At 64.5% G+C, this 17141-nt stretch carries 15 protein-coding genes; 5 read left to right on the plus strand and 10 right to left on the minus strand.

Going from position 1 to position 17141, the window contains the following annotated elements:
* Positions 1–3: 3 nt before the first annotated feature.
* A complete protein-coding gene (locus tag DOM41_RS16165; RefSeq protein ID WP_110687881.1) occupies positions 4–1101 on the plus strand; it encodes a glycerol dehydrogenase in 1098 nt (365 codons plus the stop codon).
* 115 nt (positions 1102–1216) lie between these two features.
* On the opposite strand, the gene DOM41_RS16170 is transcribed toward DOM41_RS16165, so the two are convergent.
* The 3 genes from DOM41_RS16170 to DOM41_RS16180 all read right to left on the minus strand — a co-directional run bounded on the left by DOM41_RS16170 (position 1217) and on the right by DOM41_RS16180 (position 5862).
* The gene (locus DOM41_RS16170; protein ID WP_157956965.1) at positions 1217–2416 is read right to left on the minus strand and encodes an MFS transporter; all 1200 of its coding nucleotides are present in this window, start codon (positions 2414–2416) and stop codon (positions 1217–1219) included.
* A gap of 91 nt (positions 2417–2507) precedes the next feature.
* Positions 2508–5159 (minus strand): aminopeptidase N, encoded by a 2652-nt coding sequence (gene pepN / locus DOM41_RS16175; RefSeq protein ID WP_110687883.1) that lies wholly within the window; start codon positions 5157–5159, stop codon positions 2508–2510.
* Between the two features lie 289 nt (positions 5160–5448).
* Positions 5449–5862: a YbaN family protein gene (locus DOM41_RS16180; RefSeq protein ID WP_110687884.1), complete on the minus strand. Its 414-nt coding sequence runs from the start codon at positions 5860–5862 to the stop codon at positions 5449–5451.
* Positions 5863–6111: 249 nt separating this feature from the next.
* Between DOM41_RS16180 and DOM41_RS16185 the strand changes: the two genes are divergently transcribed.
* Positions 6112–6957 (plus strand): DODA-type extradiol aromatic ring-opening family dioxygenase, encoded by an 846-nt coding sequence (locus tag DOM41_RS16185; protein ID WP_157956966.1) that lies wholly within the window; start codon positions 6112–6114, stop codon positions 6955–6957.
* A 28-nt stretch (positions 6958–6985) separates the two neighbouring features.
* Here the strand turns inward: DOM41_RS16185 and DOM41_RS16190 are convergent, their stop codons facing one another.
* Both DOM41_RS16190 and DOM41_RS16195 read right to left on the minus strand, forming a co-directional pair.
* Positions 6986–7471 (minus strand): YajQ family cyclic di-GMP-binding protein, encoded by a 486-nt coding sequence (locus DOM41_RS16190; RefSeq protein WP_110687886.1) that lies wholly within the window; start codon positions 7469–7471, stop codon positions 6986–6988.
* Positions 7472–7512: 41 nt separating this feature from the next.
* Complete coding sequence (locus DOM41_RS16195; RefSeq protein WP_110687887.1) at positions 7513–7998, minus strand: GNAT family N-acetyltransferase; 486 nt, start codon at positions 7996–7998, stop codon at positions 7513–7515.
* Between the two features lie 242 nt (positions 7999–8240).
* Here DOM41_RS16195 and DOM41_RS16200 point away from each other — a divergent pair, with 242 nt between their 5' ends.
* Positions 8241–9791, plus strand: coding sequence for a RimK family protein (locus tag DOM41_RS16200; RefSeq protein ID WP_110687888.1), 1551 nt, complete (start codon positions 8241–8243; stop codon positions 9789–9791).
* 16 nt (positions 9792–9807) lie between these two features.
* On the opposite strand, the gene DOM41_RS16205 is transcribed toward DOM41_RS16200, so the two are convergent.
* The 5 genes from DOM41_RS16205 to DOM41_RS16225 form a co-directional block, all read right to left on the minus strand.
* Entirely contained in the window at positions 9808–10665 is an 858-nt protein-coding gene (locus tag DOM41_RS16205) for a DUF2797 domain-containing protein (RefSeq protein WP_110687889.1), read from the minus strand.
* Between the two features lie 7 nt (positions 10666–10672).
* Positions 10673–10939: a YeaC family protein gene (locus DOM41_RS16210; RefSeq protein WP_110687890.1), complete on the minus strand. Its 267-nt coding sequence runs from the start codon at positions 10937–10939 to the stop codon at positions 10673–10675.
* 247 nt (positions 10940–11186) lie between these two features.
* Positions 11187–12044: a rhomboid family intramembrane serine protease gene (locus tag DOM41_RS16215; RefSeq protein WP_425353273.1), complete on the minus strand. Its 858-nt coding sequence runs from the start codon at positions 12042–12044 to the stop codon at positions 11187–11189.
* Between the two features lie 460 nt (positions 12045–12504).
* On the minus strand, positions 12505–13458 hold the full coding sequence (locus tag DOM41_RS16220) for a metallophosphoesterase (protein WP_110687892.1): 954 nt from the start codon (positions 13456–13458) through the stop codon (positions 12505–12507).
* A 1-nt stretch (position 13459) separates the two neighbouring features.
* The gene (locus tag DOM41_RS16225) at positions 13460–14341 is read right to left on the minus strand and encodes an NAD(+) kinase (protein ID WP_110687893.1); all 882 of its coding nucleotides are present in this window, start codon (positions 14339–14341) and stop codon (positions 13460–13462) included.
* 269 nt (positions 14342–14610) lie between these two features.
* On the opposite strand from DOM41_RS16225, the gene DOM41_RS16230 reads away from it, so the two are divergent.
* Both DOM41_RS16230 and DOM41_RS16235 read left to right on the plus strand, forming a co-directional pair.
* Positions 14611–14973, plus strand: coding sequence for a hypothetical protein (locus DOM41_RS16230; RefSeq protein ID WP_110687894.1), 363 nt, complete (start codon positions 14611–14613; stop codon positions 14971–14973).
* Between the two features lie 10 nt (positions 14974–14983).
* Positions 14984–17098: a pyrroloquinoline quinone-dependent dehydrogenase gene (locus DOM41_RS16235; protein ID WP_245391882.1), complete on the plus strand. Its 2115-nt coding sequence runs from the start codon at positions 14984–14986 to the stop codon at positions 17096–17098.
* Positions 17099–17141: the final 43 nt, after the last annotated feature.

The raw sequence follows: 17141 nt of genomic DNA on the forward strand, positions 1-17141 counted from the left end.
ACCATGAGCCAGTTCATCTACGCCTCACCGCGCAAATACGTTCAGGGGGCGGGCGTACTCGACCAGCTCGGTCCTCAGGTGGCTGAACTCGGCGACAGCGCCTTTCTGATCGCCGACGATCGAGTCTGGAAGCTGATCGGCGATCGCACGAGCCGGACGATGGATAGCGCCGGCATTCGCTATCACCAGGCGCTTTTCAACGGGGAGTCCTCCAACAACGAGATCCAGCGGCTGGCCGATCAGGCCCGGGAGGCGGGATCACGGCTGGTCATCGGCCTCGGCGGCGGCAAGACTCTGGACACCGCCAAGGCAGTCGCCGACGAACTCGATCAGCCCGTGGTGATCGTGCCGACGATCGCCTCCACCGATGCGCCGTGCAGTGCGCTCTCGGTCATCTATACCGATGCCGGCGTCTTCGAGAGCTACCGCTTCTACAAGCGCAACCCTGACCTGGTGCTGGTCGATACGCTCGTCTGCGCCCGGGCACCGATCAGACTGTTTGCCTCCGGTATCGCCGATGGCCTCGCCACCTTCGTCGAGGCACAGGCGGTCAAACGCTCTCACGCCGAATCGATGGTCGGCGGCGCGCCGACCATCGCCGGCATGGCGATTGCCGAAGCCTGCGAGACAACGCTGCTAACCTGGGGGCTGAGCGCCTGCGAAGCGGTCAAGCGCCAGGTCGTCACACCCGCCGTGGAAGCCGTGGTGGAGGCCAATACGTTGCTTTCCGGCCTGGGATTCGAGAACGCCGGACTCGCCGGCGCCCACGCCATTCACAACGGGTTTACCGCGATCGACGGTGACATCCACCATCTCACCCACGGCGAGAAGGTCGCCTACGGCACGCTCACGCAGATGGTGCTGGAACAGCGATCGGACACCGAGATCGCCCGTTACGTGCGCTTCTATCGCGCCATCGGCATGCCGACGACGCTTGCCGAGATGCATCTCGAGACGGTCGAACGCGACCGGCTGGTTCGCATCGGAAAACTCGCCAATAGCGATGGCGACACGCTGAAGAATCTCGACCCGACCCTGACCGCCGAGGAGATCGCCGATGCGCTGGTCGCCGTGGATGCGCTGAGCCAAAGCCTCACCTGAGGTTTGCCCCGGCGGCCTTTTCACATCGACCGGCCGTTGCCGCCTCATCGCCGACGGAAACCGCCACGGGAGGCGCCTTCCTTGTTGTCCGACGGGCCGCCAATGGCGGCCCTTGTCAACGGCCAGTCAGCGAGGGCAGCAAGTGGGCTCGCCAACCCCAGACGATGAACCCACCGGCAACGACCATGACGAGAGCGACCGCCAGCAGGATCGAACCGGTCGCCATGCCCCCCGCCGTCGCGCTGACGATCAACCCGCCCAGCGGCTGGGTCAGGTTGTTGAGCATCATTACCAGCCCGGTCGTCTTGCCGAAATCGTCCGCCGGGATGACCCGCCGGCGCAGGCTGCGAATCGACACACTGAACATCTTGTCGAAACCCATCACCAGCAAAAAGCCGAGCGCATAGAGAGACGAGAGCGTCGTCACGCTCGCCATCAGACCGCCCAACGCCATCGCCACGTAGGCCACCAGCCCCAACCGGTCCGGCGGTATCAGCGACCTTGCGGTGAACAGCAACACCCCGACCGTGGCCAGCGCACCGCCCGCCTGCAACATGCCATAGTAGACCTCGCCGTGGTCCTGAACGCCTGTCACGACGGCGGGCGCCGTCGCCAGCAGCGTCCCCAGCAGCAGATTGACGGCCATTGCCAGTCCGATCGATGCCGGCAGCGCGGGGCTCGCACGGAGATGACGAGCCGCGATCCGCAGCGCCCGATACCCGTTGGCGGCGTTAGCGCGTGGCACCGGCAGCACTGGCCTGACCACGCGCTGCCAACGCCAGACGGCGAGATCGCTCGCCGCGAACCCGAGCGCGATCACCACTACCACGGTCTCCCACTCGAGTCGCGCCAGCAGCGACGCCGCCACCAGCGGGCCCAGTACCGTTCCCGCCTGATCGAACAGTTGCGCCTGCGAGATGAGTCGCTCGTAGCGAGCCGCACCGAAGGCCTGCACCAATAGCATTTCTCGTGCCATGACGCCCTGGGTCGACAACACGCCGACCGACGCTGCCAGCCCGATCAACCACGCTACGTCGGGTAGCGCCAGATATCCCAGAATAGCGGCCACGCACGCTGCCAGGCGCCAGCGTTGACTCAACCTGAGTAGCCAATCGTTGCGATACCGATCGCAAAGCTGACCGCAGACGGGAAACGCCAGAAAACGCGGCAAGGTCTCGAAAAAGAACGCCAGACCGGACCAGGCGACACTGCCGGTCAGCTGATAGATCACCAGCGGGACCAGAAATAGCAACATCTGATCCGAGAGGCGCGAGATCAGCAACGACGTGAAGAAATGAGCGTTCGATGACTTCATCGCATCCTCCGATGCGTGACTCGCCGTCATTAACGTGACGAAGCCGCTCGAGGTGAGCGGCTTCGATCGGCACGACTAGGATGCGGGATTATCAGGCATCTGCCAGGGCCCGCTCGACCATCTCGTAGACATTGGGCGAGAGATCTTCAGCACGAATGCGCTCCAGCTCCGCCTTCATCAACGCCTGACGCTGTTCGTCGAAGCGCTGCCAGCGGGTCAGCGGCGTGATGATACGCGCGGCGATTTCCGGATTGAGCCGGTTGAGCTCGATCACCACATCGGCCAGCAGCTTGTAGCCAGCGCCATCGAGCCGGTGAAAGTTGACCCGGTTCTGGGCAAAGGCACCGATCAGCGCGCGCACCTTGTTGGGGTTTTTCAGCGAGAACAAGGGATGCTGCATCAGAAACCGCACGCGCTCGAGCACGTCCGCCTGCGGGCGGGTGACCTGGATCGAGAACCACTGATCCATGACCAGCGGGTCGTGCGCCCACTTCTCGCCGAAGCGCTTGAGCGCCGGCTCGGCAAGCTCCGTCCGGTCGCTGTGCGCCAGCAGCGTCAGCGCGGCGCGAACGTCGGTCATGTTGCCGCCCTGCTCGAACTGGGTCTCGGCAAGCGCCGTCGCCTCATCGTCGGCAATGCTCATCAGGTAGGCAAGCGCTGTATTCTTGAGCTTGCGCTGCGCGATCTGCTCCGGGCTCGGCGCATAGGTTTCATCGCTCTGATTGTCGCGATAGACCTTGAGGAACGAGTCACGCAGCTGCCACGCCAGTGATTGCCGCACGAACTCGCGGGCGGCGTGGATCGCGTCCACGTCGACCACCGGCTGCTGCTCAGCGATATAAGCCTCCGACGGCAGTGTCAGCATTTCCGCCAGCACGGCCTTGTCGTCGGTGGGCTCGCTGAGCAGGCTGCGGTAGGCATCGACGAGTCGCGCATCCATCACCTTCTCGACGCCATTGCGATGCGCAGCAATCAGGTCGTCGAGGGCCAGCAGGGTCAGTCGCTGGCCCGCATCCCAGCGGTTGAAGCCATCACTGTCGTGAGTCAGCAGGAACGCAAGCTCCTCGCGGGAGTACGGATAGCGAAGCTTCACCGGCGCGGAAAAACCGCGCAATAGTGACGGCACCGGGGCCTCTTCGACATCGCTGAACACGAACGTCTGCTCGGCGTCGCGCAAGTGGATCACCGCATCCTTGCCGAGCGTTTCACGCTCGCCATCCTCACCCTGAAGTTTGAGTGTGAGGTCGTGGCCGGACTTGGTGCCGACCAGTCCCAGCCGTACCGGAATGTGGAGCGCCAACTTCTCGCTCTGCCCCGGTGTGGCCGGTGTGCGCTGGGCCAGGCGCAGCCGGTACTCGCCCGTGGCGTAGTCGTATTCGCCGTGGGCGTCGATTTCCGGCGTCCCCGCCTGGGCGTACCAGCGCATGAACTGCGTCAGATCGAGCCCTGAGACCTCCGCCATGCAGTCGACGAAATCTTCGATGGTCACGGCCTGACCATCAAAGCGCGAGAAGTAGAGGTCGCTGCCGCGACGGAAATCCTCCCAGCCGAGCAGATGACGCAGCATGCGCACGACTTCCGCCCCCTTCTCGTAAATGGTCAGGGTGTAGAAGTTGGAGATCTCGATGTAGTGGTCAGGACGGATGGGATGCGCCGTCGGACCGGCATCCTCGGCAAACTGCGCCGTGCGAAAGAACGACACGTCCTCGATGCGCTTGACCGGGGCCGAGTTCACGTCCGCCGAGAAGGTCTGGTCGCGAAAGACCGTGAAGCCCTCTTTCAGCGACAGCTGGAACCAGTCGCGGCAGGTCACCCGGTTACCCGACCAGTTGTGGAAATACTCGTGCGCGACGATTCCCTCGACGCGCTGGAACGCAGCGTCGGTGGCGGTCTGAGGGTGCGTCAGCACCGCCGACGAATTAAAGATGTTGAGCCCTTTGTTCTCCATCGCCCCCATGTTGAAGTCGTTGACGGCGACGATCATGAAGCGGTCGAGGTCATATTCGCGGCCATAGGTCTGCTCGTCCCAAGCCATCGAGCGCTTCAGCGACGCCATCGCGTGCTCGGTCTTGTCCAGGTTCTCCGCCTCGACCCAGATCTGCAGCAGCACTTCCCGCCCGCTCGTCGTGGTGTAGTGGTCCTCGACCTTCTCCAGAGAACCGGCGACCAGCGCAAACAGATAGCTCGGCTTGGGATGCGGATCTTCCCAGGTGACGAAGTGGCGCCCATTGGGAAGCTCCCCCCGCTCCACCGGGTTCCCGTTGGAGAGCAGCACCGGCAGCGACTCGGCATCGCCGATCACCGTGGTGGAGAACGTCGCCATCACGTCCGGACGGTCGGGATAAAAGGTAATGCGTCGGAACCCTTCCGGCTCGCACTGCGTGCAGAACATGCCGTTGGAGCGATAGAGCCCTTCGAGAGCGGTATTGGCGTCCGGAGCGATTTCGACTTCGGTATCGAGTTGGAACTGCGCCGGTGCGCTCGCGACGCTGAGGCCGCTGTCACTCGTGACGTACTCGCCTGGCGCCAGCGTCTGCCCGTCGATGGCAATGTCGATCAGACGCAAGCCATCACCGTCGAGTTCCAGCGGAGCGTCGACAGCGGCATCGGGATGGCGCTCCATGCGCAGTCGCGCCTTGACCCGAGTCGCCGAGGGGTGAAGGTCAAACGTGAGCTCGGTGTGAGTCACACGAAAGGCCGGCGGCCGATAGTTCTCGAGGTAGGTCGCTTGCATTGCCGACATGAAGACGCTCCTTGTGGGATGAGAGTCGAGCCCGGCAAAGGGGGTGCCGGAGCCGAGTACACTCGCCATTCTACCCGGCTGACGGGATCGATATCGAACCGGCGTGCGCTGACACCCTGTCTGCCTCAGCCACCGAAGCCGTCGAGGACCTTCATCTCGAGCTCAGGGGTGACGGTACCGGCGCCATTCAGCGGTGAAGGCCAGGGTGTCGGGCAGCATCGAAAGATTGGCGCACGCGGCTTGCGCCCGAGGCCATGGAAAGGGGGGGCTGCTTCAGGCCTAGCGACCGTCAGCGGCGCTCGGCAGAGGACTCCTCGGGCCAGAGCTCGCGCACGGGACAGCGCAGGCTGGGCAGTGGCCGGGTCACGATCCACACCGCCAGCAGCGACAGTCCGGCAATCAGCGCAAGCTTCAGTGCCAGAATGGAAACGGTCAAGGCGATGATCAGGCAGGAGACGGTCAGCATGCCGACCGCCATGATCTTCGCGTGCTTGGGGATGGCACGTTCGCGCTCCCAGGCCTGGATCGGCGGACCGAAGCGCGGGTGGTTACGAATCCAGCTGGCAAACCGAGGCGAGCCACGCGAGGCGAGCCAGACCGCCGCCAGCATGAAGCAGGTCGTCGGCATGATCGGCAGGAACAGGCCGATGAACCCCAGGGCAAAGCTGATGGCCGCCAGTGTGACGTAAATGGCATTACGCATGCCGACCTCCCTTAACCGGTACACCGCCCCGCCCAATCGCGTCTCGCGGTTCATTCAAAGAGTGTAAACCACCGTGAGGCGTGCGCTCCAATCGGGCCGGCGCCAGACCTGTCACAGCGACGTGCGAGAGACCCCGAAACCCCGGAAGATTAACGCCCATCGGGAAAAGGTCCATTCGCCAGATGCCCGCTAGTGCCGCGCACGGCCAGGCGTAGACTTGTGCCCATTGCCCGACCGATGGAGTGCAACATGACACAACGCGAGACCCCACAACGCCAGACGACACAACGCGAGACCCCACAAAGCAAGGTGCTCTACCTCTCACACGGGTCGCCCGATCTCACGCTGAGCGATCACCCCGCTCGAGATTTTCTCCAGGCGCTGGGGCAGCGCCTGCCCAAACCGCGCGGCGCGCTGGTGATCTCGGCGCACTTCGAGACTGCCGGACTGACGCTAGGCGTTGCGCCACAGCCGCGGACCTGGCACGACTTCCACGGTTTCCCCGACGCGCTCTACGCGCTGCAGTATCCAGCGCCGGGCCTGCCGGCCCTTGCTCGCGAGCTGGCAAACGACCTGGCCGCCGACGGGATCGACGCCCACATCGACCCCGACAGACCGCTGGATCACGGTATCTGGTCGCCGCTGTCGCTGCTCTGGCCCGAGGCGGACGTACCGCTGATACCGGTCAGCGTGCCCATGCAGCTCGACAATGCCAGCCGCCTCGACATCGCCGACGCCCTCGGGCGCTGGGTCGACACCCACGAAATGATGCTGATCGGCTCGGGGGCGGCGACCCACAATCTGGGCGACCGCCACGCCCGACACGACGCGCCGGATGCGTGGGCAAAAGCCTTTCACGACTGGGTCATCGACGTCGCTGCCCACGGTGACCGCCAGACGCTCGCGCAGTGGGAGCAGACGGCCCCCAGAGCGCGGCATACCCACCCCACGCCGGAACACTTCCTGCCGCTCATGATGAGTGTCGGGGCCATGGCCGGCGCGCCGCTGACGACGCTTCACGAAAGCTTCATGTATGGCAATCTCAGCATGCTGGCGCTTGGCAGCGATGCGCTGCTCGCCTCTCGCGCCGGCTAGCACGCCGCCGGGGTGACCAGAATGCCAATCAGTCGCGAAAATTATTGTACTGCAGCGCCAGATCCGGTCCGGTCTCTCCCTTCAACAGCGCGATCGCCTGCTGCAGGTCATCGCGCTTCTTGCCGCTGACGCGGACCTTGTCCCCCTGAATCGCCGCCTGCACCTTGAGCTTGGCATCCTTGAGCTGCTTGACGATCGCCTTGGCATCGGCCTGCTCCAGCCCCTGCTTGAGATTGACCTGCTGGCGCGCCTTCACGCCAGCGGTCTGGGCGTCTTCGATCTCCATGCAGCGCGCATCGATACCGCGGCCGATCAGCTTGGCGCGCAGGACGTCCAGCATCTGCTGGAGCTGAAACTCGGCGTCCGCCTCGAGCGAGACGGTATCGCCTTCGAGCGCGAAGCTGGCATCGACGCCGCGGAAGTCAAAGCGGGTCTGAATCTCGCGGTTGGCCTGGTCGACGGCATTGGTCGCCTCGTGGCGGTCGAATTCGGAAACGATGTCGAAAGAGGGCATTGCAGTTCTCCGGTCGCCCGCGCCGATGCGCGGGTGCTGTATCAGGATTCGGTGACGGGCTCGGTCGGCGCATCACTGTCGAGTGACTTGTCCATGCGCCAGGCCGCGCAGCCGTCTTCGTAGTAGTCGTCGAGCCAGCGGTGGGCGACGTATCCGGTGTGGCGATAGAGCCGCATGGCGACGCGGTTGTCGGCGCGCACCTCCAGCAGCACGCGCTGTGCATCACGCGCCACTGCGACTTGCTCGATCGCGTCGAGCAGACGCCGCCCCAGGCCCAGGCCGCGACGCTCGGGATCGACGCAGAACGAATAGAGCCGCGCCGTGCCACTGTTGCGACGAAACAGCAGCGTGGCGTAGCCGATGACCGCGTCGTCGGCGTCGACCGCGACGAGCGTGGCGGCATTGGCCCGCGTCAACAGGTGGCCAAGCTGGCGCCGATTGAAACGATCGCCTTCGAAGGCGCGCGCTTCCAGCGCGAGAAGCGCATCGCGATCGGTGGGCTGGCCTTGTCGCAAGGTAAAGCGCATGAGGGACTCGCTGGGTTGATCGATGACACGGTGGCACCGGGGTCGGGCCAGTTCGCACGGCGATTGACGGGATGAATGGCCGAGCGCGACGGGCCTTGATGGTCTCCTGGGCCCGCCCCGAAGCGGGATGAAATTATTTCACGCAGATGGCCGCTTGTCGCTCCTCATGAGTCGTCGCATTCTTGCGCCTAGTCTCGTCGGCCTGACCGAGGTCGTTCTTACCCGAAAGGAGTCACCGCAACATGTCTCGTCTGCGCATCGTGGTCGACCGGCTGTCCGACTGGACGCCCTACTACCCCTCGGACGACCTCATCACCGCCGAAGACTTTCTCGCGCTCGACGGTGCCGCCGCGCCAGAGGAAGCGACCCACGTCATCAACCTCTGCGGCGATCTCGACTATCTCGAAACCGGTTACTACGTGTCGCTGCTGGCGGAGGCCCGTCGTCAGCGCGTCCTGCCGAGCGTCGAGATTCTCAACCAGCTGTCGCGCCAGACGCTGATCGACCTGCAGCTGGCGGCGATCGAGCCACTGCTGCAGGAGCTCGATCGCCGCCGCGCGCTCGCCGTCGAGCCCCAGACGTTTCGGGTCATCTTCGGCGAGTGCCGCGAACCGCTACTGGCGAAGCTCGCCCGCCGCCTGTTCGAGCGCTTGCCGCATCCGATTCTGGAGGCGACGCTCACCAAGCGCGACGGCGCCTGGCGACTGACCGCTCTCTCACCGCAGGGCTTGAGTGCACTGGCCGACGACGAGCAGGACCTGTTCGCCGCCGCGCTCAACCGGCACTCGACCAAGGTCTGGCGCACGCCGCGGGCGCGGCGACGCTACCGCTTCGATCTGGCGATTCTGGTCGACCCGGAGGAGAGGCTGGCACCCAGCAACAAGATCGCGCTGCGCCACTTTATCCGTGCCGGCCGCCGTCTCGGGATCGACGTCAGTCTGATCACCCATCGGGATGCGGGACGTCTGGCGGAGTTCGACGCACTGTTCATCCGCGAGACCACGCGGCTCGATCACCACACCTACCGCATGGCGAAGCAGGCGGAACACGAGGGGCTCGTGGTCATCGACGACCCCCAGTCGATCCTGCGCTGCACCAACAAGATCTATCTGCACGCCCTGCTGGGCTCTCACAAGATACCGGCGCCGCGAGGCCAGTTGCTGCACCGCCGCGACATGGAACACCTCGACGAACGGCTCGCCACTCTCGACTATCCGCTGGTGCTCAAGATACCGGATGGCGCCTTTTCCCAGGGCGTGGTCAAGATTCGCTCGCGCGAGGAGCTCGAGGCCGAGGCCCCCAAGCTGTTCGAATCCTCCGCGCTGCTGCTGCTGCAGGAGTGGCTGCCCACCGACTTCGACTGGCGTATCGGCGTCCTCGACGGCGAAGTGCTCTTCGCCAGCCGCTACTTCATGGCCCGGGGTCACTGGCAGATCTACGATCATTCGAGCGGCAAGACCCGCAGCGGCGGCTTCACGACCCATGATCCCGCCGACGTTCCGGCCGCGGTCGTCAAGGCGGCACTACGCGCCACCCGGCTCATCGGCAACGGTCTCTACGGCGTGGACCTCAAGCAGATCGGCGAACGCGTGGTGGTGATCGAGGTCAACGACAACCCCAATCTGGACGCCGGCGTCGAGGATGTGGTGCTCAAGGAGGCGCTTTACACCCGCGTGATGCGGGTTTTTCTCCAGCGCATGGAGCGCCAGCTGGCGCCGGGACGCGGCGACACCCGCCCGTTGGCGGCGCCGGCATCTTCTCTGGCAGCCACACCGGCCGCTCGCGAGCCGTGAAAGGGATAAGAAGGCGCTAGGCCGCGTCGACCTCGACCCGATACCCGGCGAACTTGCGAAGATTGATCACCCCCGTATCGAGGATCAGATACTGGCCCTTGAGCGCCATCAGCGTGCCTTCGACGAACGGCGTCTTGTCGAAATTGAACGAGACGATCTTGCTCGGCCAGCCGAGCGAGGGATAATCGATCGACACCGCAGGTGCCGCCAGTGGCTGTATCGCCTCGGCGCCGAAGCGTGCCTGCAGCACTTCCAGCTCATCGCCGACGGCACTGACGAGGCGGTCGCGCTCGGCCTGCAGGTCCAGCGGCGTCACGGCGTGCTTGAGCATCGCCCGCCAGTTGGTGCGGTCGGAGACGTGCGACTTGAACAGCGTCTCCACCAGACCGGACTGCTGGCGCGTCGCCACCTCGAAAATCGGCAGTGCCTGTATCGCGCCCTGATCGAGCCAGCGCCCCGGCGTATTGGTGCCCCGGGTGATGCCGACCTTGAGACCCGAGGCGTTGGCCAGATAGACGATGTGCGGGCGAAAGCAGTGCCGTTCGCCCCACTCGGGATCTCGGCAGGTGCCCTGGAAATAGTGGCAGGTCTCCGGGCGCACGATGCAAAGATCACACTGCGCCAGCGTACTGAAGCACGGGTAGCAGTGGCCCTGAGCAAAGCTCTTGCGCGTCTTGCGCCCGCAGTGGATGCAGTGGATCTCGCCGACGTAGCGAAGGCGCAGCCGCTCGCCGAGCCGATCGTTGAGTGCCAGTGTCGTATCACCCGCCTGCAGGCGGTAGTCCGCCACCCCGGCATCCGGTAACCGAATATCCAGCTTGCGCAGCGAGCCACCGATCGCCGCGGCGCTGTCAGACGAGATCAGATCCGCCATGGGTGGCTCAATTGATCCATTTGATGGCAGCTTCATCCGCGGACGACGCGTCGCCGGAGGCGCACTCGTTCCGCTCGAGATATCCCACCCGATCCGCGGCCGGCACGTCGTGGATCACTTCATACTTGATCACCGCTTCCAGGCAGAGCTCGGTCTGCTCGGCACTCAGCCGGCGCCCATCCGGCCATTTGCGCAGCTGGATCGCCTGCTTGAAACTCGCGTACATTTCGGCGGTCATCTGCGCGACCATCTGATCGAAACTCTTGTCGTTCATTACCACTCTCCTCTTGGGCGGGCGATCAGACGCCCCTCTCTACGATCCTATCTCTGCGATCCCATCGCTACGATCTCAGTTTTGCGATCTCAGCTTTGCGATCTCATCCCAGCGCGCTGATGTGGTTGACCGACAGTCGTCGACCTGGACGCCACGACGCTCGATCGCCCGGCGATCGTTGCCGGCCGGGCGCGCACGGGCCGCCCTCGTCTCTCACGCCTTGGCTAACGGCGCTTGGGGCGAGACGTCAGGTCCGGCGGCCGCCGACGAATCGACTGGCAATGCCGCCGACCACCAGCCCCACCAGCAGGCCGCCCAGATGCGCCTCGTTGGCAACGTTGCCGAAGCCGACCGCGCCCGCCATGTCCGTCATCGTGAAGACCATCCAGATCAGCATGAAGACCACCAGCATCTGCGGCACGAAATAGCCGCTACCGGGCCGCAGCCGCGACAGCAGCCAGACGTAGCCCAGCAGGGCATAGTCGACGCCGGACATGCCGCCGAAGAGCACCGTACCGGTCGCGTACTGCGCGAGATTGGAGCCGACGGCGGCAACCAGCACGATCGGCGCCAGCCAGCGCCAACCCTGAATCGCCTCGATCTGGCGGCCGAAATACCATAGCCACAGCATATTGAAGACGATGTGCATCCAGCCAAAGTGGAGCAGGGCCGGTGTCACCAACCGCCACAGCTGGCCACTGGCGAAGGTATGCCCGAGATCACCCGCCATGACCCGGTCCCCCACCACTTCCAGCGGCACGATACTGAGCGCCCGAACGATGGCATGGTCGAAAGTGCCCATGGCAAAGAAGATCAGCGCGCAGAGAACGATCAGCGATGCGGTCAGGGGTGCCTGGGCGAAGGCGTGACCGGTCACGCTCTTCCCTCGCGCCGGCTTGGCGGGTGCGCTGCTCTCAAGCTCGCCCCGATGCCACAGTTCGATCAGCCTGGCCGCCGCGTCGCGCTGACCGGGATCCGCCAGCCACACGATCTGCTGATCGTCCTGCTGTGTGACGCGATGCCCGATACGGTGTGCCCAGAGCGCCTGGCGCAGGAGGTGCGTGTCGATATCGCTCGGCACGCCAATAAGCTTGTACATAGTCATGACGATCCATTGACCCGATAACGGCTGGGCGGCAATGCGATCACCGCCCCGGCTGGGGCGAACATTCTACATGAGCGGCCCACGACGTCGCGCCGGCCGCACCCGAGAGGCTTTCACCCCGCGGCCCCCATGGCAAGCCGTGGAGGCAACCGACAGGACGCAGGCAAACGCATACGATTGGGAAGCGCCGCTGACAACGAGCGCGAACGGCACCGAGTATCAGCAGCGGCCGGGCGGCCGATGACGAACCAGGACAGGGACCGGACGTCAGAAAAGAAAATCCGGCGGGGGGGCCGCCGGATAAGAGCAAGGGTCTTTCAAGGGAACACTTACTCAGAGGGTGCGACGCTTGCAGAGTTCCGTCACGCGGCAAAAAAATCGGGCTTTTTGCTGGGCAAATCTCAAGGATCCCGGAAATCAGGCAGTTAGCCACCCTCTTCTTTCGCGTCTGTCAGGCCGGCTAAGCGCCACCGGTGGCAATCATTCGCGCGTCGACACGGGCCCAGACGAACCGGTCGGCTGTGAGTTCGGTTTCTCCTGACCAGCGATAGGCGACCAGTCGCCCCGCATCGATGGCGCTGTAATCCAGGCAGGCAATATTGGCGCGAACCAGCGCCGGCACACCGCGACACCAGTAGTGGCCGACAAACAGCGGAGGCGCGCTCTCGGGATACCAGACCAGACGCTTGCGCTCTTGCGCACCGAGCAGTCGGCCCTCCAGCGTGCCCGGCAGCGCGTCGGGCTGAAAGACGACGTCGCCGTAGGTGCGAGGATTGCGACACCAGAAATGGGTCCTGAAGGCCCTGCGGGTCACGCCGTTTGCCGAGCGGACGCTCATGCCATCGGGCAGTGGCAGTTGAACGCCTCGAGTAAGCACGTCGAGCACGCGATGAGCAAAGCTCCCCCGCTCGCGAGCCTCAATCAGGAATGCCCGGTCGATTCGGCCGTCGGGGCAGCGCGCCAGAAAGGCGTCGATCAGCGCCTCGTCCCAGCAGGCGTGAACGACGCGGAGCCCATCCCGCTCCAGACACAGCGGTAGTTGTCGGAACCAGTCCAGGACCGCTGCCCACTCTCGGGGATGATCGCGAAACTGCTCGTGAGTGCGCCGCATGATACGGCTGGGTGGCGACCCCGCGGGTCGCTCGGCGTTGGCGATGGCGTTGTACTCATGGTTACCCATGACGATGTGCGCTTCACCGGCCTCGACCATCCGGCGGGCAATCGATACCGCCAGCCGAATGCTCGGTCCGCGATCGATGAGATCGCCTAGGAAGATGACCTTTCGCCGGGGATGACGGTAGATACCCTCATGCTCCACGTAGCCGAGCCTGCCAAGGAGCGCGGCCAGCGTGCGGCCACAGCCGTGGACATCACCGATGAGGTCGTACCCGTCGAGCCCCCCGCATATGGTCATGTCAGTCCCCTAGCCTGCTGCTCCAGCCGAGCTTGGAACGACAGGCCTCGAAGAAGCTGTGCCCGCGCGGGTGGATCAGTGTCAGCCGCTGCGCCTTGCGGCGAACGATGAGCACGTCGCCGGGCTTGCAGACCACTCGAGTCTGGCCGTCGCAGCTCACGTGAGGGTAAGCCTGATTGATGTCGCCGATCTGTACGCGAATCTCGCTGGCCGCGTCGATGACGATGGGTCGGCTCGAGAGCGTGTGGGGGAAGATCGGCACCAGGGTGATCGCCTCCAGCCCCGGATGAACGATGGGGCCCCCGCCGGAGAGTGCGTAGGCGGTGGAGCCGGTCGGCGTCGACATGATCAGACCGTCGGATCGCTGCGAGTAGACGAACCGGTCATCGATGAAGAGCTCGAACTCGATCATTCGCGCGGCCTTGCCGGGGTGCACCACCACGTCGTTGAGCCCGGTGCCCGAGCCGATCAAACGATCCCCGCGATAGAGTTCAGCGTCGAGCAGAAAGCGCCGCTCGGAGTCGTACTCGCCATCAAGCACTTCGCCCACCTTCTGCTCCACTTCGTCAGGTGCGATATCGGTGAGAAAACCGAGCCGCCCCCGGTTGATGCCGAGCACCGGCGTGGCACTGTGGCAGAGCGTGCGGGCCGCTCCCAGCAAGCTGCCATCGCCGCCGACCACCACCACCAGATCACAGAGCGTGCCGAGCTCCTTGCGCTTGGCCTCGAGATAACCGTGCTCGCCCATCAGAGCGGCGGTGCGATCCTCGATGACCACCGCCAGGCCGCGCTGTTCAAGAAACCTCACCACGCGCGTGAGCGTCTCCACCGCTTTATCACTTCCCAGCCGGCCGATCAGGCCAACGGTATTGAAGGCATCCATGCAAAGACTCTCTGGCCGCGTGACAACGGCTGATTATGGGCGCTGCACCCGGACGCGGCAAACCGGCGGCGACAGGGATTCAGTGCGGTAGCGGTTAGGCGAAATGATGATAGTCACCTACGCTTTTTTATGAGCAGCAGAGTCCGTTCGCGGCGTGCCGACTTCCGGCCGCCCGTCATCGATGGCGTTGGCTACGCTGTCGGCGCTGGGCATCGGCTGCCGCTACACAACGCCTCAGAACCGCTTTCTTTCAAGGAGATCACAAGGCCATGAAAACCCAATCGAGCCGTTTGGGAGCGATCGTCTTGTTCGTCGCTTCGCTCGTCGGCTTCGCCATCGCGCTCTACGCCTATTTAACGCCCCTGACGGGCGTCAACGGATCGCTGGGGGCGCTCGTCGTCACGCTGGCCTGCCTGCTGCTGGCCCTGCTGGCCCTATTACTCGTTGCCGCGAAAGGCCGCGGCGGGCGGGTCGTCTGCCGCGTTGTGATTCTTCTCGGGCTGGCGGGTACCGGTTTCGCCGCCCTGCTGCTTCACCAGTGGTGGATCACCGTCGCCATGGTCGTCGGCTTGATCGGACTCATCATCGACATGAATCGTCCGACCCCCTCGCATCGCCCTGCGCACTCATAAGGAACTCATCATGCCGATACCGACTCCCGGCGCGCAGCGCCTCGGCACCGCCGCCGCGCTCGCGCTCTGCCTGACCCCCGGGATGGTCTTCGCCCAGGAAGAACCCGCCGGCGATGCCGCCCAGCAGACCGAATCGATGGGCGCCGAGCAAGACATGACAACCGACGCTCAGAGCGATGCCGCGGCTGACGACGCGGCGAGCACCAATGACTCGACGCCCGACGAGGCATCGATCGCCAGCCGCCGCGAAACGCCGATTCCACTGGTACCGAACAGCACCGACTGGACCAGTTTCCATGGTCAGCTCAACGCGCAGAAATACAGCCCGCTCGACCAGATCAATGTCGATAACGTTGACGAACTGGAAAAGGTCTGGGAAGCGCACACCGGCGACCTGGCAGACGGCTCCGGTGATCTACCGGCGACCGTGTGGTCCTCGACACCGGTTTTCGCCAACGACACGCTCTATATCGGTACGCCTTTCTACCGGCTGATTGCCTACAACCCGGCGACCGGCGAAGAAAAGTGGAGCTTCGACACCCAGTCCACCAAGGAAGCGCTGACCCAGCCGGTGCTCAAGAACCGCGGTGTCGCCTACTGGGAAGCCGACGACCCCGTCGAAGGCGAGTCGTGCCAGAAGATCGTCTACATGGGCACCATGGACGCCCAGCTCTTCGCACTCGACGCCGACAGCGGTGAGCTGTGCCCGTCGTTCGCCGACAATGGCGTACTCAATGTCGATGCTTGGAACACCATCAACGCCAAGTATCCGCTGTCGCTACTTCAGCCCCCGACCATCGTGGGCGATCACGTGATCTTCGGCTGGGCCGGCAAGGACTGGGCCTATGAGGAAGCGCCGCCGGGAACCGTCTTCTCCATCAATGCTCGCACCGGTGAACGCGAGTGGACCTTCGAGGCCATTCCGGAGGGGATTCGCGAGCGGAGCGGTACGGCCAACGTCTGGACGCACATGTCGGCCGACGAAGAGAACGGCCTGATCTACCTGCCGGTCTCGTCGCCGTCGCCCAACTACTGGGGTGGCAATCGCAAGGAAGAAGTGCCGCTGGGGACGTCCACCACTGCCCTCGACGTCGAGACCGGTGAGGTGGTCTGGTCACGTCAATGGGTTCACCACGACATCTGGGATTACGACATCAACGCCGCTCCCACGCTGATGGACATCACCGTCGACGGCGAGGAAGTACCGGCCCTGGTCCAGGCGACGAAGATGGGCTTTCTGTTCGTGGTCAATCGGCTGAACGGCGAAGACGTCTGGCCGATCGAAGAGCGTGCGGTCCCAGGGGGCGACGGCAGCGTCGAGGGCGAGTACTACGCGCCGACCCAGCCGTTCCCGACCAAGCCGGCGCCCCTGCTCGACCAGGCCGAGAAGCCCGAAATCTGGGCGCTGGCTGACATCGTTGGCGGTGGGCAGTGCTCGGCGCTGTGGGATGACCTCTGGTACGAAGGCATGTACACCCCGCCGACGACTCAAGGGGAAGGCACACTGACGTTTCCCGACAGCGCCGGTGGCGTGCAGTGGGGGGGCGTGGCGTTCGATCCCGAAAGCCAGACGGCGATCGTCAACGTGTCCCACATCGTCCAGACGCTCAAGCTCTACAACCGCGAAGACTATGAAGAAGCCAACAGTGGCTCCGGCAACGAGAGCGGTTTCGCTCCCCAGGAGGGTGCGCCCTACGGCATGCGTCTGGAAGTCGCGAGCAACTGGCTCGGCATGCCGTGCTGGGAGCCGCCGTTCGGTGAACTCGTCGCGATCGACATGCACACCGGTGACATCAAGTGGCGCAGGCCGGTCGGCGCCTCCCAGCAGTACGGCTTCTTCATGCCGGAACGCTGGGGTTCACCGACCATCGGTGGCGCCGCGGTAACCGCCGGCGGCGTGGTCTTCATCGGCGCCTCGATGGATGCCAAGGTACGTGCCTTCTCGCTGGAGAGTGGCGAAGAGCTATGGTCCGACCAGACCATGGCACCCGTCGTGGCGAACCCGTCGGTCTTCGAGTACGAGGGCCGCCAGTACGTGGCATTCGTTTCCGGTGGTAACACCATCCTCAAGGAACAGGTCGGGGATCAACTGGTGGTCTACGCCCTGCCGGAAGACGACGACTAGGCATTTCGACAAAGCCAGGCAGGACAGCATCGGGGTGGGCCTA

Source organism: Salinicola aestuarinus (genome assembly GCF_003206645.1).
Taxonomy (GTDB): domain Bacteria; phylum Pseudomonadota; class Gammaproteobacteria; order Pseudomonadales; family Halomonadaceae; genus Salinicola; species Salinicola aestuarinus.